At 66.1% G+C, this 19,966-nt stretch carries 17 protein-coding genes; 7 read left to right on the top strand and 10 right to left on the bottom strand.

Features of this window, described 5'->3' with window-relative positions; all coding sequences use genetic code 11:
• Positions 1 to 316 precede the first annotated feature (316 nt).
• Positions 317 to 1,225 (bottom strand): hypothetical protein, encoded by a 909-nt coding sequence (locus ACREE8_RS13645; protein WP_431573555.1) that lies wholly within the window; start codon positions 1,223 to 1,225, stop codon positions 317 to 319.
• 181 nt (positions 1,226 to 1,406) lie between these two features.
• Here ACREE8_RS13645 and hutG point away from each other — a divergent pair, with 181 nt between their 5' ends.
• Positions 1,407 to 2,216, top strand: a complete 810-nt coding sequence (gene hutG, locus ACREE8_RS13640) for an N-formylglutamate deformylase (RefSeq protein WP_431573554.1) — start codon at positions 1,407 to 1,409, stop codon at positions 2,214 to 2,216.
• A 30-nt stretch (positions 2,217 to 2,246) separates the two neighbouring features.
• A complete protein-coding gene (locus ACREE8_RS13635; RefSeq protein ID WP_431573553.1) occupies positions 2,247 to 2,804 on the top strand; it encodes a thioredoxin family protein in 558 nt (185 codons plus the stop codon).
• On the opposite strand, the gene hutI is transcribed toward ACREE8_RS13635, so the two are convergent.
• From hutI to ACREE8_RS13605, 6 genes are all read right to left on the bottom strand, one after another.
• On the bottom strand, positions 2,785 to 4,074 hold the full coding sequence (gene hutI / locus ACREE8_RS13630; RefSeq protein WP_431573552.1) for an imidazolonepropionase: 1,290 nt from the start codon (positions 4,072 to 4,074) through the stop codon (positions 2,785 to 2,787). The genes ACREE8_RS13635 and hutI overlap by 20 nt on opposite strands.
• 130 nt (positions 4,075 to 4,204) lie before the next feature.
• Complete coding sequence (locus ACREE8_RS13625; RefSeq protein WP_431573551.1) at positions 4,205 to 5,038, bottom strand: hypothetical protein; 834 nt, start codon at positions 5,036 to 5,038, stop codon at positions 4,205 to 4,207.
• A gap of 4 nt (positions 5,039 to 5,042) precedes the next feature.
• The gene (locus ACREE8_RS13620) at positions 5,043 to 6,404 is read right to left on the bottom strand and encodes a phenylacetate--CoA ligase family protein (RefSeq protein WP_431573550.1); all 1,362 of its coding nucleotides are present in this window, start codon (positions 6,402 to 6,404) and stop codon (positions 5,043 to 5,045) included.
• 39 nt (positions 6,405 to 6,443) lie between these two features.
• Entirely contained in the window at positions 6,444 to 7,805 is a 1,362-nt protein-coding gene (locus ACREE8_RS13615) for a phenylacetate--CoA ligase family protein (RefSeq protein WP_431573549.1), read from the bottom strand.
• Between the two features lie 50 nt (positions 7,806 to 7,855).
• Positions 7,856 to 8,896 (bottom strand): fumarylacetoacetate hydrolase family protein, encoded by a 1,041-nt coding sequence (locus ACREE8_RS13610; protein ID WP_431573548.1) that lies wholly within the window; start codon positions 8,894 to 8,896, stop codon positions 7,856 to 7,858.
• Positions 8,897 to 8,909: 13 nt separating this feature from the next.
• Positions 8,910 to 10,070, bottom strand: coding sequence for a homogentisate 1,2-dioxygenase (locus ACREE8_RS13605; RefSeq protein ID WP_431573547.1), 1,161 nt, complete (start codon positions 10,068 to 10,070; stop codon positions 8,910 to 8,912).
• A 402-nt stretch (positions 10,071 to 10,472) separates the two neighbouring features.
• Between ACREE8_RS13605 and ACREE8_RS13600 the strand changes: the two genes are divergently transcribed.
• The 3 genes from ACREE8_RS13600 to ACREE8_RS13590 all read left to right on the top strand — a co-directional run bounded on the left by ACREE8_RS13600 (position 10,473) and on the right by ACREE8_RS13590 (position 13,491).
• A complete protein-coding gene (locus tag ACREE8_RS13600) occupies positions 10,473 to 10,769 on the top strand; it encodes an HU family DNA-binding protein (RefSeq protein ID WP_431573546.1) in 297 nt (98 codons plus the stop codon).
• Between the two features lie 320 nt (positions 10,770 to 11,089).
• Positions 11,090 to 12,493 (top strand): formimidoylglutamate deiminase, encoded by a 1,404-nt coding sequence (locus ACREE8_RS13595; protein WP_431573545.1) that lies wholly within the window; start codon positions 11,090 to 11,092, stop codon positions 12,491 to 12,493.
• A 77-nt stretch (positions 12,494 to 12,570) separates the two neighbouring features.
• On the top strand, positions 12,571 to 13,491 hold the full coding sequence (locus tag ACREE8_RS13590; RefSeq protein WP_431573544.1) for a hypothetical protein: 921 nt from the start codon (positions 12,571 to 12,573) through the stop codon (positions 13,489 to 13,491).
• A 33-nt stretch (positions 13,492 to 13,524) separates the two neighbouring features.
• On the opposite strand, the gene ACREE8_RS13585 is transcribed toward ACREE8_RS13590, so the two are convergent.
• Entirely contained in the window at positions 13,525 to 13,839 is a 315-nt protein-coding gene (locus ACREE8_RS13585; protein WP_431573543.1) for a DUF1127 domain-containing protein, read from the bottom strand.
• A 123-nt stretch (positions 13,840 to 13,962) separates the two neighbouring features.
• On the opposite strand from ACREE8_RS13585, the gene gcvA reads away from it, so the two are divergent.
• Positions 13,963 to 14,919, top strand: coding sequence for a transcriptional regulator GcvA (gene gcvA / locus ACREE8_RS13580; protein ID WP_431573542.1), 957 nt, complete (start codon positions 13,963 to 13,965; stop codon positions 14,917 to 14,919).
• Positions 14,920 to 14,941: 22 nt separating this feature from the next.
• On the opposite strand, the gene ACREE8_RS13575 is transcribed toward gcvA, so the two are convergent.
• The gene (locus tag ACREE8_RS13575; RefSeq protein WP_431573541.1) at positions 14,942 to 16,495 is read right to left on the bottom strand and encodes an HAL/PAL/TAL family ammonia-lyase; all 1,554 of its coding nucleotides are present in this window, start codon (positions 16,493 to 16,495) and stop codon (positions 14,942 to 14,944) included.
• A 180-nt stretch (positions 16,496 to 16,675) separates the two neighbouring features.
• On the opposite strand from ACREE8_RS13575, the gene ACREE8_RS13570 reads away from it, so the two are divergent.
• A complete protein-coding gene (locus ACREE8_RS13570) occupies positions 16,676 to 18,202 on the top strand; it encodes a trimethylamine methyltransferase family protein (protein WP_431573540.1) in 1,527 nt (508 codons plus the stop codon).
• A gap of 9 nt (positions 18,203 to 18,211) precedes the next feature.
• Here ACREE8_RS13570 and ACREE8_RS13565 read toward each other — a convergent pair whose 3' ends face one another.
• On the bottom strand, positions 18,212 to 19,939 hold the full coding sequence (locus ACREE8_RS13565; protein WP_431573539.1) for a sensor domain-containing diguanylate cyclase: 1,728 nt from the start codon (positions 19,937 to 19,939) through the stop codon (positions 18,212 to 18,214).
• Positions 19,940 to 19,966 lie beyond the last annotated feature (27 nt).

Genomic DNA, 19,966 nt, shown 5'->3' with positions numbered 1-19,966 from the left:
TCTCAGCGACGGCAGCGAAATCGCCGCGCTATTTTCGAGCGCAAGCAATCTGTCGACATACTGGGCCACAATGGTGTCGCGGATGTCGCGCCAATGTCGGAAACTGCAGATTGGCGGGAACAAACGAGCGAGGATACTTTACCTATTATCACAGTCCGCAGCCAGCGGCAACGACGCAACGCGCCGTGCAGGCTCGCGCTTCACGGGTTTTTCATTGGCTCCTTCGCCAACCTGCAGACCGTTCCATCCGACGATATCGAACGCGACGCCATGAGTTCATGCCGCTGCCATTCGGCAGGCTTCGCACGATTTCTCTTCAGTCGCTGGTCAACCGGACCACGATCGTGTTGGTGCCGGTGACGATCAGGGCCGAGCCTTGATGATAGCGCTCGCCGTAAAAGGGCGAGGGGTCGATATAGCGGGGCGGGCGGGCCTTCATCGCCGCCTTCACGTCGGGCGGGAACCAATGCTCGGCCTCGATCTCGTCATTGGGACCGGGCGCCTTGTCCTTGGCCGCGGTCACCAGCTTCGCCATGTCCTCATAGGAAAATTCCATGACGGCGGTGATGCGCCATTGCGTGGCGTCCCTGACGCTGGTGCCGGCCTCGTCATGCGGCAGCATCTGCCAGGTCGTCGCAATGGGCTTGGCGGGGAGGGTGATGTTCTCGCCCAGGAAATCGGTGTTGTGCCGGATCATCGCGCCCAGATCGCGGCCCGGGATATGCACCCAGTTGGTGCCGAAGAGAATGCCGGCGATGGCGATCACGGCGGTGACGCAGACCGCGATGATGACCTTTTGGTGGCGCGCGAGCTGGCCGAACTTCGGCATGCGCGTGATCGGCGCGAACGGGTCCTGGAATCCGCTGGGGAGCGGCTGCTGCCGCGGCCGGTTGGGGTCGGGCCGGCCCTTGCCCTGTCCCTGGCCGCCACCGCCACCCGGCTTCGGCGCCTGCGGCCGGGGAGAGGCCGGGTTCATGGTCGGAATCAAGCCCGGTGGACCGCTCGGTGCCGCGGCCTGGCTGGCGGCCTTCTGCCGGGCGATCATGGCCGCCGCCAACAGCTTCTTCTTCTCGGCCGCGCTCAAGGCGCGGATGCGCGCCTTCTGCTCGGGTGTCAGGCTGCGCACCCAGGCTTTCTCTTCCTCGGTGAGCTCGCGGCCGATGCCGCCGCCGGATTTGCCCGCAGGCGCGCCGGGAGGCCGCTGGGGGTTCGTTTCATCTGCCATGTCAGGGCCTCTTGCTGACCGATGATCGCAGATGCCATGCGGGCTGCCAATCGGGGAGGCGGCGGGTCCGCGCATAAGGTTAACAAAGCGCGTCCGCGGCTCTTCACAAGAGCGGCGCCGACGGGCAGAGTCGACCCTTCGCGCGCGGACCCCACCGACCTTTCAGGGAATTCAGATTGCCATGGAGCCCTTCCGATTCCAGCCCGGGCCGGCGCCGCTTCTGATCAGCATGCCCCATGTCGGGACCCATCTGCCCGACGCGCTGGCCCGGCGCATGACCGATGCCGCGCAGGCCGTGCCCGACACCGACTGGCATGTGGATCGGCTCTATGACTTCGCGGCCTCGCTCGGCGCCAATCTCCTGGTCGCGACCCATTCGCGCTATGTGATCGACCTCAATCGCCCGCCGGACGGGACGGTGCTCTATCCGGGTGCCAGCAATACCGAGCTGTGCCCGACCACGAGCTTCGACGACGAGCCCCTCTGGCGGCCGGACGAGGCGCCCGGAACCGACGAGGTGAAGCAGCGGGTCGAGCAGGTCTGGCGGCCCTATCACGCGCGCCTCGCGCAGACGCTGTCCGGCATCAAGTCGCGGTTCGGTACGGCGCTCCTGTTCGACGCCCACTCGATCCGCTCCGAAGTCTCGCGCTTCTTCGCTGGCAGGCTGCCGGACATCAATCTCGGCACCGCGGACGGCAAGAGCGCGCCCTCCGAGCTGGCGGCCCGCCTGATCGAAGCCGCCGGCGAGGCCGACGGCTATAGCAGCGTCCTCAATGGCCGCTTCAAGGGCGGCTATATCACGCGCCACTATGGCAAGCCCGCCGACGGCGTCGCCGCGGTGCAGCTCGAGCTGTCGCAGATCACCTATATGGATGAAGACCCGCCCTTCGGTTTCCGCGAGGACCGCGCCAAAGGCATCCGCCCGCATCTGCGCCGCATCCTCGAGACCATGCTCGACTGGGGCCGCGAGGCGAAGGGGCTGAGCTGGTAGACAAAGACGCGATCATCCAAGGAGCATTCCATGCCCACAGCCACCGGCACATCCCATGAATTCGGCTGGCGCGCAGCCGATTTCGATCTCGAGGGCGTGGACGGGCGCAAGCACAAGCTCGCCGACGTCACGGGCGAGAAGGGCACGCTCGTTTTGTTCATCTGCAACCATTGCCCTTACGTCAAAGGCGTGATCGGCGGTCTGGTCGAGGATGGCAAGGCGCTGGCGGCGGAAGGCGTGAGGACCATCGCTATCATGCCGAACGACACCGACACCTATCAGGTCGACAATTTCGACCGGATGAAGGAGTTCGCGCAGGAGCATCGCCTGGGCTTCCCCTATGTGATCGACCGCACGCAGGCCGTCGCGCGCAGCTATGGCGCGGTCTGCACACCGGACATCTTCGGCTTCGATGCAGGACTGGCGCTGCGCTATCGCGGCCGGGTGCAGGAGATGCGTGGCAGCACGCCCGTGGCGGGTGCGCGGCGCGAATTGCTGGAAGCGATGCGCATGATCGCGCGGACCGGCAAGGGTCCCGAGGACCAGGTGCCGCCGATCGGTTGCTCGATCAAATGGCGGCGGTCCTGACCTCGCCGACGCTGGGCGCCGCGACCGGCTCGGGCTGAATTCGCGGCTCGCTCGGCACCTTCGCATCCGGCCTGCCCTGCCAGACGCGCTGGTGCAGCGGGTTGAAGCCGATGCGATAGGTGAGCTCCGCCGGCCGGTCGATGTTCCAGACCGCGAAATCGGCCCGCTTGCCGGCCTGGAGCGTGCCGATGCTGCCGCCCAGCCCCAGCGCCTTGGCGGCGTTGCGCGTGATGCCGGCAAGAGTCTCTTCCGGCGTCAGGCGGAACAAGGTGGCGCCCATATTGAGCATCAGCAGCAGCGAGGTGACGGGCGAGCTGCCGGGATTGCTGTCGGTCGCGAGCGCGATCGGGACGCCGGCCTTGCGCAGCGCCTCGATCGGCGGGAGCTTGGTCTCGCGCAGGAAATAGAAGGCGCCCGGCAGCAGCACCGCGACCGTGCCGGTATTGGTCATCGCCTGCACACCGTCCTCGCCCAGATATTCGAGATGATCGGCCGAGAGCGCGCCATAGCGGGTGCCGAGGACGGCACCCTTCTGGTCGGAGAGCTGCTCGGCATGGATCTTGACCGGCAGTCCGAAGGAAGTGGCAGCGCGGAACAGCTTCTCGGTCTGGGCCGCGGTGAAGCCGATGCGCTCGCAGAAGGCGTCGACCGCGTCGACCAGTCCCGCCGCATGGGCCGCCGGCAGCATCTTGCTCGCGACCGCGTCGATATACTCGTCGGGCCGGTCCTCATATTCGGGCGGCAGGGCATGGGCGGCGAGGAAGGTGGTGCGCACCGTGACGGGGTGGCGCTCGCCCAGCGCGCGCGCGACCTTGAGCTGCTTGATCTCGGCATCGCGCTCGAGCCCGTAGCCCGACTTGATCTCGATCGTGGTCAGGCCTTCGGCCAGGAGCGGCTTCAGCCGTTCGGTGGCGCTGGCGAGGAGGGAAGCTTCGCTGGCCGCGCGGGTCGCCGTCACCGTCGAGCGGATGCCGCCGCCGGCCTTGGCGATCTCCTCATAGGTGGCGCCATTGAGGCGCCGCTCGAACTCATGCGCCCGGTCGCCGCCATAGACGAGATGGGTATGGCAATCGACCAGGCCCGGCGTGACCCAGCGCCCATCGAGATCGTGAATATTGCGCGCGGTCCGGCGCGGCAATTCGCCGACGGGTCCGACCCAGGCGATCCGGCTGCCCTCGACCGCGATGGCCCCGGGCTCGATCGTGCCATAAGGCACCGAGCCCTCGCGCATCGTCGCCAGACGCCCATTGATCCACAGGGAGTCCCACATGGCCGCTCCTCTCCTCGCTCTCCCGATCCTGGCGGCGTGGTCTGGGCGCCGGCCGTGTCCCTGGATTATAGGCCCGCGGCCCCATCGGCGGGCGCAATTTTTGTGACGCCCGTAGCCGTGGTCGAAGGCGTCAGTATGGCGCTTCGATCGGTTCGAAACTCATGGGGTTGAAATCGTGGAGTTCGCGGACAGAGGTCAGGCCTTTGTCCGAGATTTGGGCGGAAAAGAGCTTGCCGGCTTCGGCCCAGAGAAGCCGTTGTCCGTCGACATCGGCCCATTCCCATTCGGGCAGATCCAGGGGGGCCTTATCGTGGCCATCGAGAAGCAGATGCTCGTCGAACGAGGTGCCTCTGTTCCTGTGGTCTTTGTTTCGGGGGCGTCCCGTGACTTTGCCGTGAAGAAGCTTCCTCAAGGTCCATCGCTCGTCGATCGGCTTATCGAAAGCGAGAATGACGTGGAGGCCTTCGGCTTTCTCGACATTTTTCAGCTTCCAGCCGTCTCGCTGAATGCGAGCGATGTAGGGGTCGAGTCGTTTGCTTCCAGGGAAGTAAGGGTCCATTTGGAGGTGGCTGTTATCGAACTCAAATCGATGTAAACCGTTATTGGGGTTCTCATTGAACCAGTAGCTGCTGTTCGAGGTGAAGAGCCCGCCACCGTCCCAAGAGTCGCTCTTGAACCAAAGCGCCTCTGCTTTCAAATAGGGTGCGCGCGAGATCGCTGTCCAGGCGTTGGTCGGACCGCTTCGTCGTTTGGCGAAATAGATCATGTGCCGCCCGTCCGGCGACAGGTCAGAGCGTCGTTCGTAGATTCTGCCCTTTAGCCATTGCCCCAGACGAAAGGAATCGTCGTTCAGATTCCAGCCCATAGTGCAGACCAGGTTCGAAGGACCACGGCGCAGCACGACCGCAGTCCGCGATTCGCGGGCGATCAGGACATGAAGGCGGGCGGGTACGGCCTTGTCCATGGGATCACGTCGGCCGTACCACGAGCCGTGCCTTGCCCGAGCTCGCGATGCGTTCGAGGGAGTCCACCGCCTCGATCGTCATGATCGGCACCGCACCGACCTTGTCGAGTTCGGCCTCGATCGCCCGGCGCAGCGACTCAAGCGCCGGTACCGGGTCGCCGGCTTCCGGCCCCAGCAGCACCCGCACATGGAGCCCTTGCGGCCGCGCCTCGATCTGAAACTGCCGTAAGCCTGGATTGAGCAGGAGCGGGTCGCGGAAGCGGACCGACGCGATGCGTATGAGGCCCCCGGCTTTCGCGGGCAGGTCGAGCATTTCTTCACGCCGTCCCTGGATCGTCGCCAGGCGCCAATGGGGCCGCCCGCAACGGCAGGGCTCCGACGCGAGCGCCACGCGGTCCGTGATCTCGTAGCGAATCAACGGCAGCACCGGATTGAAGAGCGGTGTCACCAACACACGTTCGCCGACGGTGCCCAGGGGTACGGGCCGATAATCCTCGTCGACGACCTCGAAGATCATCAGTTCTTCCAGCAGATGCATGCCGTTCGCCTCGGCGCACTCGCTCCCGATCATACCGGTCTCGGTCGTGGCATAGCTGTCGATGATGGGAGACTGCCAGGCTTCGAAGGCGAGGCGGCGGACCTCGGGCGACAGGGTCTCCGAGACCGAGCTGCAGCAGCGCGGCGCGATCGAAAGCCTGCCGGCCAGCTGCTCGAGCGCAAGCTCGCGCAGGATCGAGGGGTAGGAGATCAGCACTTCCGGGCGATAATTGTTGAGCGCCTTGACCAGCTGCGGCACAGGCATCGTGACATCCAACGATGGCGAATTGGGACGGCCGTTCCGGATCTCGCGAAAGACCTGGTTCGAGACGTGAATTGTGGTGGCGGCCCCGATGCCGGTGACGCGGGTCGTCTTGGTCACGCCCATCCCGCCCAGCCAGCGCAGCGTGTTCGCAATTCCGAGAAGGCGGGCATTGCGGTCATAGACCATCAAGGATCGGGTACCGGTCGAGCCGCCGCTGGGGAAGACATGATACTTCCCGAACAGCGCGACCGTGGGGCCTTTTTCTGCGAGGTGAGTCTCGATCAGGGCGCGGTTTATCTGTGGGTCGGTCACGATCCGGTCGAACTCGGCCATCACGATGGATTTGTTCAGAATCGGAAAATCCTGAAGCCGCTTCGGTCCGTCGCCCGTCGCCTTCAGAGCGTCGCGGTAGTAAGGCGAGCGCGGCACCACATAGGCGATCATCTTCCGCAAGCGGTCCCGCTGCAAGGCGAGCAACTTGTCGCGTGGCCATTTTTCTCTTTCGGCGAGGGCCGCGATGAACTCCAGCGTCCTCGGCTGCCGGCTCATGGGTGTCTTGGGCATTATCGTTCCTGGCGTGCGGGTTTGGCTCTTTCCACGAGGTCACCTCGGCCGCATCACGAGCGGAGCCTTGCCCGAGCCGGCGATGCGTTCGATCCGGTCCACCGGCTCGATAGTGACGACCGGCCGCGCACCGACCTTGGCAAGCTCGACCTCGACCACCCGGCGGAGCCGGTCCATCGTGCCTGCGGGATCCCCGGCATCGGGGCTCAGCACGATCCGGAGATGCAGCCCTTGCGTCCGCGTCTCGATCTGATACTGGCGTACGCCCGGATCGAGCAGGAGGGCGTCACGGAAATGCACCGGCGCGACGCGGGTGGTGCCGCCATCCTTGGCGGGCAGATCCAGCATCTCCTCGCGCCGCCCCTGGATCGAGGCGAGGCGCCAATGCGGGCGTCCGCAGCGGCAGGGCTCGGCGGCGAGGGCGACGCGGTCGGTGATCTCGTAGCGGATCAGAGGCAGGACCGGATTGAAGAGCGTGGTGACGAGGATGCGCTCGCCGACGGTGCCGAGCCGCACGGGGCGGTACTCCTCGTCGACATTCTCGACGATCATCAGCTCTTCCATCAGATGGAGGCCGTCGGACTCCTCGCAGTCGGTGGCGATGATGCCGGTCTCGGTCGTGGCGTAGCTGTCGATGACGCGCGCCCCCCAGGCATCGAAGGCGAGGCGGCGAACCTCCGGCGCCAGCATCTCGGAGACCGAGCTGCAGCGGCGGGGGGCGATCGACAGCCGGCCAGCGAGCTGTTCCAGCGCCAGCTCGCGCAGGATCGACGGATAGGAAATCAGCACCTCGGGCCGATAGCGGTTGAGCCCCTCCACCAGGGCCGCCATCGGCATGGTGACGTCGAGGGCCGGAGCGTCGGGCCGGTTCTTGCGAAGCTCGTGGAACACATGATTGGAGACATGGATCGAGGTGGCGGCGCCGATGCCGATGACCCGGGTTCCTTCGCCGACACCCATCCGCTGCAGCCAGCGCAGCGTGGTGGCGATGCCGAGGAGACGGGTGACGCGGTCATAGACGATCGTGCCGCGAATGCCGCTCGAGCCGCCGGTCGGGAAGACATGATATTTCCGAAACAGCTCGACGGTCGAGCCGTGGCGGTTGAGATGGTCTTCCACCAGCGCGCGGTTGAGCTGCGGATCGGCGAGGATCCGGTCGAACTCCGCCATCAGGGCGGATTTGGTGAGAACCGGAAAATCCTGAAGGCGTCTCGGGCTGCCGCCCAGCTTCGTCGCCAGGTCGCGATAATAGGGTGAATGGAGCAGCGCATGGGCGATCGTCCGCTGCAGCCGATGGCGTTGCAGGGCCAGCAGCCGTTCGCGCGGCCAGCCGTCCTGCTCGGCGAACTCCGCGACGAAGCGAAGCGTCCTCGCGCGCTGGCTCATCGGCTTCTTGAGCATGGGGCGATCGTCCCTGCCGGCGGAGGTTGGGCCCCGGCGGGCCGACCTTATCAGGAGGAGAGAGGAGGGTGTAGCGGCGGCGATGCCGGGGAGACGGTCTGATCGATCGCGCCGAAGATCGAACGGCCCGCCCGATCCTGCATCTCGATGGTCACGCGGTCGCCGGCGCGCAGGAACGGTGTGCGCGGTTTTCCCTCGAGGATCGTCTCGACCATGCGCTGCTCGGCGATGCAGGAATAGCCGACGCCGCCCTGAGCGATTGGACGCCCCGGACCGCCGTCGGGCCCGCGGTTGGACACGGTGCCCGATCCCAGGATGCTGCCGGCGCGCAGGTTCCGCGTTTTCGCCGCATGCGCGATCAGGGTCGGGAAATCGAACGTCATGTCGATGCCGGCGTCGGCCTGGCCGAAGGGAGCGCCGTTCAGGCGAACCAGCAAAGGAAGGTTGAGCCTGGCGCCGTCCCAGTCCGGACCCAGCTCATCAGGCGTGACGGCGACGGGCGAGAAAGCGGAGGCCGGCTTCGACTGGAAGAAGCCGAAGCCCTTGGCCAGCTCGCCCGGGATGAGGTTGCGCAGCGACACGTCATTGACGAGCATCACCAAACGGATGCGTTCGCGCGCCTGGGCCGCGGTCGCGCCCATCGGCACATCGTCGAGGACGACCGCGACCTCCGCCTCGAAATCGACACCCCATGCCTCGTCGGCCGCCGGAATGGAATCGTGAGGCGCCAGAAACTCGTCCGAGCCGCCCTGATAGATCAGGGGATCGGTCCAGAAGCTTTGCGGCATCTCGGCGCCGCGGGCCTGGCGGACCAGCGCCACATGGTTCACATAGGCCGAGCCGTCGGCCCATTGATAGGCGCGCGGCAAAGGCGAGGCACAATGCTCGGGATCGAAGGCGAAGCTGCCGCTGACATCGCCGGATTCGAGGGCCCGATGCTGCGCCTGAAGACGCGGTGCCGCCGCCGCCCAATTGTCGAGGGCCGCCTGGAGCGTGGCAACGCCATCCAGGAAGACCGCGCACTTCAGATCGCGGCTGACCAGAACGAGCCGGCCGTCGCGGCCGCCGGTCTTGAGCGTCGCCAGTTTCATGACCGCCGGCGCCTCAGGAGCCGGATTTCCGGGAGGGCGCCTTCACCGGGCCCGGCGACTGCCAGGACTGGGCATAGGCCTCGAACTCCGTGGCCGCGGCGCCTTCGCCCATCTCGAGCGGATCGCGCGCGTCGATCATGACGGCATATTCGTCGGTGCCGGGCTTGGTCTGCTCATACATGCGCGTCAGGGCCTTGGGGTGAGGCCCATGGGTGAAGCCGCAGGGGTGCCAGGTCACCATCCCCGGCTTGATGTTGTCGCGGCTGAAAAAATCGCCCGCGTGATAGAAGATGACCTCGTCATAATCGTCGTTGTTGTGGAAGAACGGCACCTTGATCGCACCGGGATCGGTCTCGAAGGGCCGCGGCACGAAGCTGCAGACGACGAAGCGGTCGCCGAGGAAAGTCGTGTGCGCCGAGGGCGGCAGATGCTGGCGGTGCGACATGATCGGGCGGATATGCCTGATGTTGATGCGCACCGGCACGAGGTCGCCATGCCAGCCCACCGCATCCAGCGGATTGAAGGGATAGGTGACGGTCGAGAGCCGGTTCTGGCGCTTGATGACGACGCGAGTCTGGTGCTCGCCCTGTTGCGCCAGGAAGGCGTCGTCGATCGCGGGCACGTCGAGCATGGCCGGGTCGAAGATCGCATGCTGCCCGACCAGCCCCTTCTCGGGCAGAGTATAGGAGCCGTTGCTGCATTCGATCATCAGCAGGTCGACCGGCGACGCAACCTCGATCCGCCACATGGTCGAGCGCGGGAGCATCAGATAGTCGCCGGCCGAGAGCGACAGATGGCCATAGTCGCAGAAGAGCTCGGCGCTGCCGCGATGCAGGAACAAGAGCTCGTCGCCATCGGCATTGCGGACCAGATGATCCATCGACCGGTCGCACCGCCAATAGCGGAGCTTCAACGAGGCATTTGAGAGGACAGGGGCGGCCTTCCAGGGCGATGCCATGCCGCTCGGAATTTTGTCGAGATCGAAAGCCCGGGGCCGCAGCGGCCCTTCCCAGCCGGTCCATCCGGTCGGCGGATGCGCGTGATACATCATCGTCGCCGGGCCGAAGAAGCCTTCCTTGCCCAGCTCGCGCTCGAAGGTGCCTTCTGGCAGATCGCAATGCGCCTGGCGCGATGCGCGGCCTTCGATGCGGGGCAAGGCGATGAATTTGCGCATGCGACATCTCCCGGAGGTTTCGACGTCAAAACGGCCCGGCTAAATTAGTTTCAAATGAAACTATTGTCAAGAAAGCCAGCCCTGGGCCGACTTTTCCACAGGCTGCTTCCGATTCGCGTCCGCCCGAGTCCTGCCACAATTGAAACAAATGCCGGCACACTGAAATCGCGAGTCGTTCGACCATCAGGCGCGAGACTCGCGTTGTGGCGGCGGTGTAACTAAAAAAACTGCGTGGTGACGGCATTATTTTGATGTGCGCATGTTCCGAATCGGCACGAGACATGTTATGGGGCGTGTACGCCAACCCATACTGAGTTGGCCCTATGGCCGTCGCGATTGAACTTTCGCACATCCGTGCGTTGGACGAAGGCGACGGACAGTCCATAACAATAGGGGATACCCATGGCTGAGAAAGCTGCAGTAACCACCATCCCGTTGTCGAAGATCATCGCGGAGCTCGCCGCCCAGCATGACATGCCGAAGAAGGCCGTCGCTGGCGTGTTCGACGATTTCGTCGGCCTGATCGTCAAGAATCTCAAGAAGGGCAACAAGGTCCGCATCACGGGCCTCGGCATCCTCCAGGTCCGCAAGCGCGCCGCCCGCATGGGCCGCAATCCGGCGACCGGCGAAGCCATCAAGATCAAGGCGTCGAAGAAGGTCGCCTTCCGCGTTGCCAAGGATCTCAAGGAAGCGATTTGATCGCATTCTCGCTGCTGCAGCTTCGATCGCTCGGCATTCCTTGATGAGATGACGCCGGCTGCGGTTCTTGGGAGCAGGGTCTTCCGAGGACCGCGGTCCCGTCGCCGGCGACAAAGCTGCGGCAGGGGATGCGACCCTTGGAGATCGCCTGTCGGCCTCCAGGCTCTTTTTCCCAGTCCGCCGGATTGCCGAATGGCGGCGCGGGTTACTGCCCTCCCGAAATTTTGCTATAAGATCGGGACACGCGCCCCCGAGCCCCCGGTGCCAGGTCGGCCCGGCAGGACGGCCGGTCGCGCAACTCGGCATATCCAGTCCCCTTCATGAGCATTGTCCATCGTCTCCTCGCCGAAAGAGCGCTCCTGCCGGACGGCTGGGCGAAGGACGTGCTGTTCGAGATCGCGGTCGATGGCAGCCTCGCGGCGGTGACCGCCGACGCGGGCGCCCAGCCCGCCGCCCGTCACGCGGTGCGCGCGGCCGGTCCTGTCCTTCCGGGCATGCCCAATCTCCATTCGCATGCCTTTCAGCGCGCCATGGCGGGCCTGACCGAACGTGCCGGGCAGGGCGGTGCCGCCGGCGAGGACAGCTTCTGGACCTGGCGGAGCGTGATGTATGGCTTTGTGGAGACGCTGTCGCCCGGCCAGGTCGAGGCCATCGCCGCCCAGCTCTATGTCGAGATGATCAAGGCGGGCTACACCACCGTCGGCGAGTTCCACTATCTGCATCACGATCCGGAGGGCCGGCCCTATGCCGATCCCGCCGAGATGTCGGAGCGGGTGCTGGCGGCCGCGGCCCATGTGGGCATCGGCATCACACATCTGCCCGTGCTCTATGCCCAGGGCGGTTTCGGCGGCCAGCCGGCCAGGCCCGGCCAGCGCCGCTTCCTCCATTCGCTCGATGCCTATCTGGCCCTGATCCAGGAACTGATGCGCCGCCATCGCGGCAACCCGCAGGTTCGCATCGGCATCGCGCCGCACAGCCTGCGCGCCGTGACGCCGGAAATGCTGACCGGCGCCGTCGCCGGGCTCGATGCGCTCGACCCCGAGGCGCCGATCCACATCCATATCGCCGAGCAGACGCTCGAGGTCGATGACTGCGTCGCCTGGTCGGGACGTCGGCCGGTCGATTGGCTGATGGGCCATCTGCCCGTGGGCCCGCGCTGGTGCCTGGTGCATGCGACCCATATGACGGAGGCGGAGACGCGGGCGCTGGCGATCTCCGGCGCGGTCGCGGGGCTCTGCCCGACCACGGAAGCGAATCTCGGCGACGGTTTCTTTCCGGCGATCGCCTATCAGCGCCTGGGTGGCGCCTTCGGTGTCGGTTCCGACAGCCATATCTCCGTCAGTCCCGTCGAGGAGCTGCGCTGGCTCGAATATGGCCAGCGGCTCCTGGAGCGCCGCCGTAACCGCATGACCGGCCGCACCGGTTCGGTCGGCGCCGATCTCTATCGCGCGGCGCTCGAAGGCGGTGCGCGTGCCCTGGCGCGGCCGATCGGCAGCCTGGCGCCCGGCCATCGCGCCGACCTGCTGGTGCTCGACGCCGAGCATCCGCTGCTCTATGGCCGTCAGGACGACACGCTGATCGACGCGCTGGTCTTCGCCGGCAACGCCAACCCCGTGCGCGACGTCATGATCGGCGGGCGCTGGGTGGTCGAAGCCGGCCATCATTTCGCCGAAGAGGCGGTCGCCGCGCGGTTCCGCGGCGCGGTCGCGACCCTGGCGGCGTGACGAGGCGCCTCAACCCCGAAATCTTCACCTCCTAAAAGCCGGCTTCCCTGAAACCAGGAACCCAAAAGAGGACCTTCATGTCGGCCCGTCTGCTCCTTACCGCCAGCTTTGCTGGACTGCTGTCTCTGAGCCTGCCGGCTCTGGCCCAAGGTCCCGTCAGCGACAGCGCGACTTCCGAGGTCAAGATCACCGTCAAGGACGGTGTCTTCGAGGTCGACAGCACCAACCGGCGCTTTACGGTCGTGCAATATTGGCCGCAAGGGAGTGGCGATTTCATCCATATGTTGATCAAGGAGGAGATGGCATCGGTCGAGCGCGACGATTCCGAGGGGCCGGTGAAATCCAACGTCACCATCTCGACCTGGAAGATCGGCGCAGACGGCTCGCGCAAGCCCGGTCCGGGTTTCAATCTCACGGGCGATTCCGGCTCGCCCGCGGGCCTCGCCGGCAATGACGCCTTCTATCGGATCATCGAATATGGCTGCTGCGGCGCGCTCGACCGCTCGACCTTCTTCAGCCTCGAGAGCGGCAAGCCGCTGCTCGCGGTGAGCGGTGAGCCGGCGACGCTCGAGGTGCCGAATTCCGAGGGCATCATGCGAGAGGCCGGCGTCCTGCCCTCATGGGCCGCCGACCGCGACACGACCTTCCTCAAGTTCAAGGATGCGGTTGCGATCGTCACCTATGCCGACCGCACTCATATGCTGCAGCGCGCGGTGCTCAAGGGGCCGGCCGATAAATCCTACGACGATCTCCTCAACGAGATCATGAGCGAGCCGGCCGCGAGCTTCCACAAGGCCGGCGGCGGCGACGCGGAGACGCAGTTCACTTTGTGGTCAGCGGACGGAAAGAAGGATCCGGCCATGATCACCGACGCGGTTTTCGAGATCGTGTTCACCCCCGACTACAAGATCGAGATTCCGGTCGTGGCCGACAAGCTCGATTTCGCCCATGCAACCCTGCCCAAGGGCTTCACGCTCGAGGCGCTGCCGGTCAACTGAACCTGCCCACGGGCTTCCGCGAGGTTTCGACACTCACAGGCCGCGATGGATCTCGCGGCCTGTGCGCGGGGCTTGCTGAAGCCGCAGCTCCCACAGGCCGCGATCGACGTTGGCCTCGATATCGTCGCGATCGATGCCGATATCGCGCAACATCCAGTCATTCAGATGCCGCAGCCGGGTGACGCTGCCGCGCCGTTCGCGCTGCTCGTCGAGCCACCGCGCCAGGCTGGCGATCACGCCCTGCCACACCGCGCGGGCAGGGGAGGGGCTGTTTTGCGGGGCCTCGTGGCGCCCGAGCTCGGACAGGAAGGCGGGCGGGGCGGGGTGGCGCTGGAGCCGGTTCGACATGGCGATATCCTTCAAATCTGTTTATCGGATATGATCCTTGAGTAAAGGAGATAGGGCTTAAAAGCCTCGATATCAAACGACTTTGCCTTGACCTATTAGTGAGTTTTATTTGAATATAGCGCCATGGTGACCTTCATTCCCGGACTGGGCGGGTTGCGCGGCTTCGAGGCGGCGGCGCGCCATTCGAGCTTCACCAAGGCCGCGGCCGAACTCGGCGTGACGCCGGCCGCGGTGAGCCATCTCGTGCGCGAGCTCGAGGATCAGCTGGGCGTGAAACTTTTCGCGCGGACCAGCCGCGTGGTCCGGCTGACACCGGCCGGGGAGATCCTGCGTCACGCCGCGGCGGAGGCGATCGACGGGGTGGGGCGGGCGGTGGCGCGGCTGCGCGAGGCGGCCGGCCGGCCGAGATTGATGGTCACGAGCTCGCCTTCATTCGCGGCCAAATGGCTGGTGCCGCGGCTCGATCGTTTCCTGCTGCAGAATCCCGAGGCCGATGTCCGCATCGAGGTGTCGCAGCGATTGATCGACTTCGTTCGCGAGGACGTCGATATCGGCATCCGCTTCGGCAAGGGCGACTATCCCGGCCTGCTGGCGGACCGGCTGTTCGAGGACATGGTCTTCCCGGTCTGCAGCCCGAAGCTGCTCAAAGGCAAATATCCGCTGCGCCAGCCGAGGGATCTGCGCCATCACACGCTGATCCATGTCGATTGGAACGCGCTGGACGACACCTGGCCGAACTGGAATATGTGGCTGCTGGCTGCGGGCGTGGCGAAAGAGGCAGGGGCCGCGCGCGGCATCCATTTCACCCAGACCGATCTGGCGCTCCAGGCCGCGATCGACGGGCAGGGTGTCGTACTGGGCGATTCGACGCTGGCGGCGGACGATCTGGCGAGCGGGCGGTTGGTGCGGCCCTTCGATCTGTCGCTCAAGGGACCGGCGCAATTCGCCTATTTCCTGATCCGTCCCGACAGCGCGGCGGAGCCGCCGCTGGTGACGGCGTTTCGCGATTGGATTCTGGCCGAGGCCGCGCAGATGAAGAAGACCGACGGTGCCCGTCGCACCGGCCAGCCGCCGACCTAGCGACGCCGCGCTCCCGCCCGCGTCATTCGATGCTGCCGGCCACCTGCCGGGCGAAGATCTCCGATCGCAGCATGCGGTCGCACACGCTCTCGATGGCGGAACCGTAAGGGCGATCCTGCTCCAGCGGCGGCACCAGCGCCCGCACCGCCTCATGGGCGATGCGGGGACCGACCCCCAGGCCCGGAGGCTTGGCGTGGTCGACCGCTTCGGCACCGACGATCAACTCGCAGGCGATCAGGAGCGCATAGCGTTCGAGCGCGGTCTCGAACTTCGCCACCGCCAGCGGCGCGTTGGTGGTGTCGTCCTCGATGCCTTCCGCACTCTGGCGCTGATCGGCGGCAACGGGATTGGCCGCGAAGCGGATCTCGGCGGCGAGCGCCTCGGTGGTCTTGGTGAGCGGGCCCAGTCCCACCGAGGGCGGCGGCTCCCGCGTCAGGACATCCGGCAGATCGGTGAGGCGCTTCGACATCATGCGCCCGATGCGATTGACAGCGAGGTTGGCGGTCTGCGCCAGGCCGATGGCGGCGGCGTCGAAGGCCAGCGCCAGGGCCGGCGTGTGGAAATTGCCGTTCGAGAGGATGATGTCGGCCTCGGGCAGCACCAGCGGATTGTCGCCGGCGCCATTGAACTCGGGCCGCAGGGCCTGCTCCGCGTGATCCAATGTGATCTCGAAGGAGCCATGCACCTGGCTGACGCAACGGAAGGAGAGCGGGTCCTGGATCCGGCGCGCGGCACCGGGTTGCAGGAGCGCACTGCCGGCGAGGAGACGCAAGAGCCGCGCCGCGGATTGGGGCTGGCCGGGCTGCGGACGGGCGGCGGCGACGCGGGGATCGAAGGGCGAGAGATTGGCGCGGAAACCTTCCATGCTGAGGGCGGCGGCGAGATCGGCGAGGAGTGCCAGGTCGCGGGCCCAGGCGAGCGCCAGGGCACCGCGCGCGGCCGTTGCCGAATTGGCGCTGCAGAGGGCCAGCCCTTCCTTGGGCGCCAATGACACCGGCGTCAGGCCGGCGCGTTTGAGCGCTTCGGCGCCGGGCATGACGTCGCCTTCGAACTCCGCCTCGCCCTCCCCGATCACGACCAGCCCCATATGAGCCAGCTGGCAGAGATCGGAAGCGCCGATCGAGCCGATCGAGGGAATGACGGGATGGACCTTGCGGTTGATGAGCTCCAGCAGGAACCGCGCCAGCTCCGGCCTGACGCCGGCGCCGCCCGCCGCCATGCTGGTCGCGCGGATCAGCACCGTGGCGCGCGTGGCGGCGCGCGAGAAGCCGGCCCCGACCGAATGGGCCCGGCCCAGCACCGTCAACCGGGAAAACTCGGCCAGGACTTCGGCCGGAACGGTTTTGGTCGCCTGCGTCCCCAGGCCGCGCGTCAGTCCATAAACCGGCCGGCCCTCGGTCAGGTGGCGATCGACCACGGCCCGGGATACCGCCATTCGTCGTTCGGCCAGGGGCGACAGCGCGACCCGGGCATCGTGCAAGGCGACCTCGCGCACCCTCTCGATATCGAGGGGCGCGTCGCCGATGGAGAGAGGTCTGGCGGGGGTTGTGGTCGAGGTGACGGATGGGGTTTTCATGACGATTTGCCTAACGCGAAACGGGTGTTTGCGTCCATGGGGTCTCAGGCATCCGGGATTTCACGCGAAACCCCGCCGGGGCGGCCTTGACGGCGTCGGGGCGGGGCCCCTAGCTTCCCACCCGCGCCATGACCGGGGCATTCCTGCCCGTCGGCGGGAGCGGTTCGATCGGGAGACAGCATGTCGCGTGACCAGCAAGGACGCCGCCGCGAACGTCGCGTGGTGGGCGGCCTCAAGCAACTGCCCTGGCGCCATTACCGGAATCCCTACAAGCCCATCGAGGTCCTGCGTCCCGAGCAGGTCGACAAGATCCACGAGGCGTCGCTCAAGATCCTCGAGGAGATCGGCATCGAGTTCCTCGACGCCGAGGCGCTTTCGATCCTCAAAGCTGCCGGCGCCAAGATCGAGGCCGGCTCGCAGCGCGTGCGGTTCGATCGCGGGCTGGTGCTGGAATCGATCGCCAAGGTGCCGCGCGAAGTGACGCTTCATGCGCGCAATCCGGAACACAACCTGACCTTCGGCGGCAACCATGTGAATTTCGGCTCGGTCGCGAGCGCGCCCAATGTCAGCGACATGGATCGCGGCCGCCGGCCCGGCAACTTCCAGGATTATTGCGACCTGCTGAAGCTGGTACAGACCTACAACATCGTGCAGTTCACCGGCGGCTATCCGGTCGAGCCCGCCGATCGTCCGCCGGCGACCCGCCATCTCGACGCGCATCTGGCCGTGATCACGCTCACCGACAAGCTTTGGCATCCCTATTCGCTGGGGCGCCATCGCATCGCCGATGCGATCGAGATGATCTGCATCGCGCGCGGCATCACCAAGGACCAGCTCAAGCGTGAGCCCAGCCTGTTCTCGATCGTGAACTCCAACTCGCCGCTGCGCCTCGACGGGCCGATGCTGCAGGGCCTGATGGAGATGGCGCGCCACGGCCAGCCGGTGGTGCTCACCCCCTTCACCCTGTCGGGCGCCATGGCGCCCGTGACCATCGCTGGTGCCCTGGCGCAACAGAATGCCGAGGCCCTCGCCGGGATCACGATGATCCAGCTGGTGGCGCCGGGTGTGCCGTGCATGTATGGCGGCTTCACCTCGAATGTCGACATGAAGTCGGGGGCGCCGGCTTTCGGCACGCCGGAATATACCCGGGCCGCGATGGCCGGTGGCCAGCTCGCGCGCCGTTACGGCTTTCCCTATCGCTCCTCAAACGCCTGCGCCGCCAATGCGGTCGATGCGCAGGCCGCCTACGAATCCGAGATGTCGATCTGGGGCGCCGTGATGGGCGGCGTCAACATGATGCTCCATGGCGCCGGCTGGATGGAGGGCGGCCTGGTCGCTTCCTTCGAGAAGTTCATCCTCGATGTCGAGATGCTGCAGATGATGGGTGAGTTCCTGCAACCGCTCGAGGTGACCGACGACACGTTGGGCCTCGAGGCCATGGCCGATGTCGGCCCGGGCGGGCATTTCTTCGGCACGGCTCACACCATGGCGCGCTACGAGACGGCGTTCTATTCGCCGGTCCTGTCCGACTGGCGCAATTACGAGAGCTGGCGCCTGGCCGGGGCGCAGACGGCGGAGCAGCGGGCGAACGCGATCTGGAAACAGGCGCTGGCCGAGTTCCAGCCCCCGCCGCTGGATCCGGCCATTACCGAAGCGCTCGAAGCCTTCGTCGCCAAGCGCAAGGAAGAGGGCGGCGTCCCGACCTGAGGCCGCGACTCAGGCGGGGCCGGAGGTCGCGGTTTCCATTCGCGTCGGCAGGATGCCGCCCGACAGGGGCGGCCGGGGTCCCGGTCCAGCATAGACCGCGACCTGATTGCGTCCGGCGCGCTTGGCACTGTACATCGCGCGATCGGCGCTGGGCATGAGATCGGCGGCGTCGCTGCAAAGGTCGGGATAGAGGCTGAACCCGATCGATATGGTGACGTGGGAAGCGCCCGGCACCAATTCCCCCAGCTCGATGCTGGCGACGGCTTCCCGGAGCTTCTCACAAACCCGGACGCCATTCTCGGCATCGACATCGGGCAGCAGCGCGACGACCTCTTCCCCGCCATAGCGGCAGGCGAGGTCGCTGCGCCGGAGCATCCTGGCGATCTGGTCGCAGACCGATTTGAGAACGATGTCGCCGGCCTTGTGCCCGAACTGATCGTTGAAGCCCTTGAAATGGTCGATATCGATCATCGCGATGCCGAGGCGCGAATGGGCACGATCGGCGCGCGCCAGTTCGCGCGCCAGAATCTCGTCCAGGACGCGCCGGTTGAAGAGGCCGGTCAGTGGATCGCGGATGGCGAGACTGCGCAGCTTCTCGCGCAAGTCCATATTGGCGAGCGCCAGCGACAGGCGATTGGCCAGCCCGCGGGCCGTGTCCTGGATCCCGCTGAAGGCGATCTCGGGTGTCGCGGCCGGCGAGGCCAGATGCAACACGCCATAGACGGCGCCCTGCGCCGCAATAGGCACGCACATATAGGAATGCGGCGCCCCCTGCACATGCTGGCAATTGAGGCCATGCCGTGCCGAGTTCGCCATGTAGGCGGTGCCGCGGCGCAGGGCCCAGCATTGGTCGGGCCCGAAGCTCTCCGTCAGATCCGATTTGAGGGCCGGATTGCCCCAGGAGGCGGACAGCACGAGCTGGTCGCGGGAATTGTTGTAGGTGTAGAGCGCACCGGTCATGTCGGCGACGATCTGCGAGGAATAGTCGGCGATCACCAGCAGACTCTCCTCGCGCGTCGGCACGGCCTGGAGCGCGTTGGTCATGTCGGCCGCCAGCTCGACCTCGCGACTGCGCAGCTGCAGCGCGGATTCGGACGATTCACGGCGGCGAATCTGGCGGTTGAAGGCGAAGAACTGGGCGATGCTCAGCGCGATGGCGATGATGCCGGCCACAGTGACGAGACCGAAGGCGAGCATGTTGCGAAAATCGAGATCGCTCGACAGAGCCGCGATATCCGCCCGGCGGTGGGCCCGGAGTTCGCCCACCAGTTTGCGGATCGCATCCATGACCTGCTTGCCCTGGATGACGAAATCGAGGCGGTTGCCGGTCAGGGGACCGTTCTGCTTGATGTCGGCGATGCCCTGCTCGAACAAGGCGAGCCGGTGTGCGACCAGGTCGGCAAAGCGCAAGCTCGATCCGTCGGCTTCGACAGTGCCTTCGAACAAGGCCGGCGACGAAACCTCGATGGCACGCAGACGCTCGAGTCCCTGGTAGTAGGACTCGAGATAGCTTGCATCGGCCGTCAAGGCATAGCCGCGGAATCCCGTCTCGGCGTCGACCAACGCCAAGAGAGCGGCTTCGGTCTGAGCCGCTTCGGCTTCCTGCACGCGGACGGCGTCACTCCTGCGACCGACGTCGATCCCCAGCACCAGGGCCGAGCCCGCCATGGCGGCGAGCAGCACGATGCCGACGAAAAAAGGAACGACAATCGCAAGAGAGCGATGTTTTTGGGCCATGACCACCCCTCTCCGACTTCAATCCTA

Source organism: Hypericibacter sp. (genome assembly GCF_050729195.1).
Classification (GTDB): domain Bacteria; phylum Pseudomonadota; class Alphaproteobacteria; order Dongiales; family Dongiaceae; genus Hypericibacter.
The sequence above is the reverse complement of the archived record's forward strand: the minus strand, read 5'-3'. Positions and strand labels throughout refer to the sequence as shown.

Bases quoted from the DNA above. Each gene is read 5' to 3' on its own strand.
- ACREE8_RS13645 (WP_431573555.1), bottom strand. From the start codon at position 1,225: ATGGCAGATGAAACGAACCCCCAGCGGCCTCCCGGCGCGCCTGCGGGC.
- hutG (WP_431573554.1), top strand. From the start codon at position 1,407: ATGGAGCCCTTCCGATTCCAGCCCGGGCCGGCGCCGCTTCTGATCAGC.
- ACREE8_RS13635 (WP_431573553.1), top strand. From the start codon at position 2,247: ATGCCCACAGCCACCGGCACATCCCATGAATTCGGCTGGCGCGCAGCC.
- hutI (WP_431573552.1), bottom strand. From the start codon at position 4,074: ATGTGGGACTCCCTGTGGATCAATGGGCGTCTGGCGACGATGCGCGAG.
- ACREE8_RS13625 (WP_431573551.1), bottom strand. From the start codon at position 5,038: ATGGACAAGGCCGTACCCGCCCGCCTTCATGTCCTGATCGCCCGCGAA.
- ACREE8_RS13620 (WP_431573550.1), bottom strand. From the start codon at position 6,404: ATGCCCAAGACACCCATGAGCCGGCAGCCGAGGACGCTGGAGTTCATC.
- ACREE8_RS13615 (WP_431573549.1), bottom strand. From the start codon at position 7,805: ATGCTCAAGAAGCCGATGAGCCAGCGCGCGAGGACGCTTCGCTTCGTC.
- ACREE8_RS13610 (WP_431573548.1), bottom strand. From the start codon at position 8,896: ATGAAACTGGCGACGCTCAAGACCGGCGGCCGCGACGGCCGGCTCGTT.
- ACREE8_RS13605 (WP_431573547.1), bottom strand. From the start codon at position 10,070: ATGCGCAAATTCATCGCCTTGCCCCGCATCGAAGGCCGCGCATCGCGC.
- ACREE8_RS13600 (WP_431573546.1), top strand. From the start codon at position 10,473: ATGGCTGAGAAAGCTGCAGTAACCACCATCCCGTTGTCGAAGATCATC.
- ACREE8_RS13595 (WP_431573545.1), top strand. From the start codon at position 11,090: ATGAGCATTGTCCATCGTCTCCTCGCCGAAAGAGCGCTCCTGCCGGAC.
- ACREE8_RS13590 (WP_431573544.1), top strand. From the start codon at position 12,571: ATGTCGGCCCGTCTGCTCCTTACCGCCAGCTTTGCTGGACTGCTGTCT.
- ACREE8_RS13585 (WP_431573543.1), bottom strand. From the start codon at position 13,839: ATGTCGAACCGGCTCCAGCGCCACCCCGCCCCGCCCGCCTTCCTGTCC.
- gcvA (WP_431573542.1), top strand. From the start codon at position 13,963: ATGGTGACCTTCATTCCCGGACTGGGCGGGTTGCGCGGCTTCGAGGCG.
- ACREE8_RS13575 (WP_431573541.1), bottom strand. From the start codon at position 16,495: ATGAAAACCCCATCCGTCACCTCGACCACAACCCCCGCCAGACCTCTC.
- ACREE8_RS13570 (WP_431573540.1), top strand. From the start codon at position 16,676: ATGTCGCGTGACCAGCAAGGACGCCGCCGCGAACGTCGCGTGGTGGGC.
- ACREE8_RS13565 (WP_431573539.1), bottom strand. From the start codon at position 19,939: ATGGCCCAAAAACATCGCTCTCTTGCGATTGTCGTTCCTTTTTTCGTC.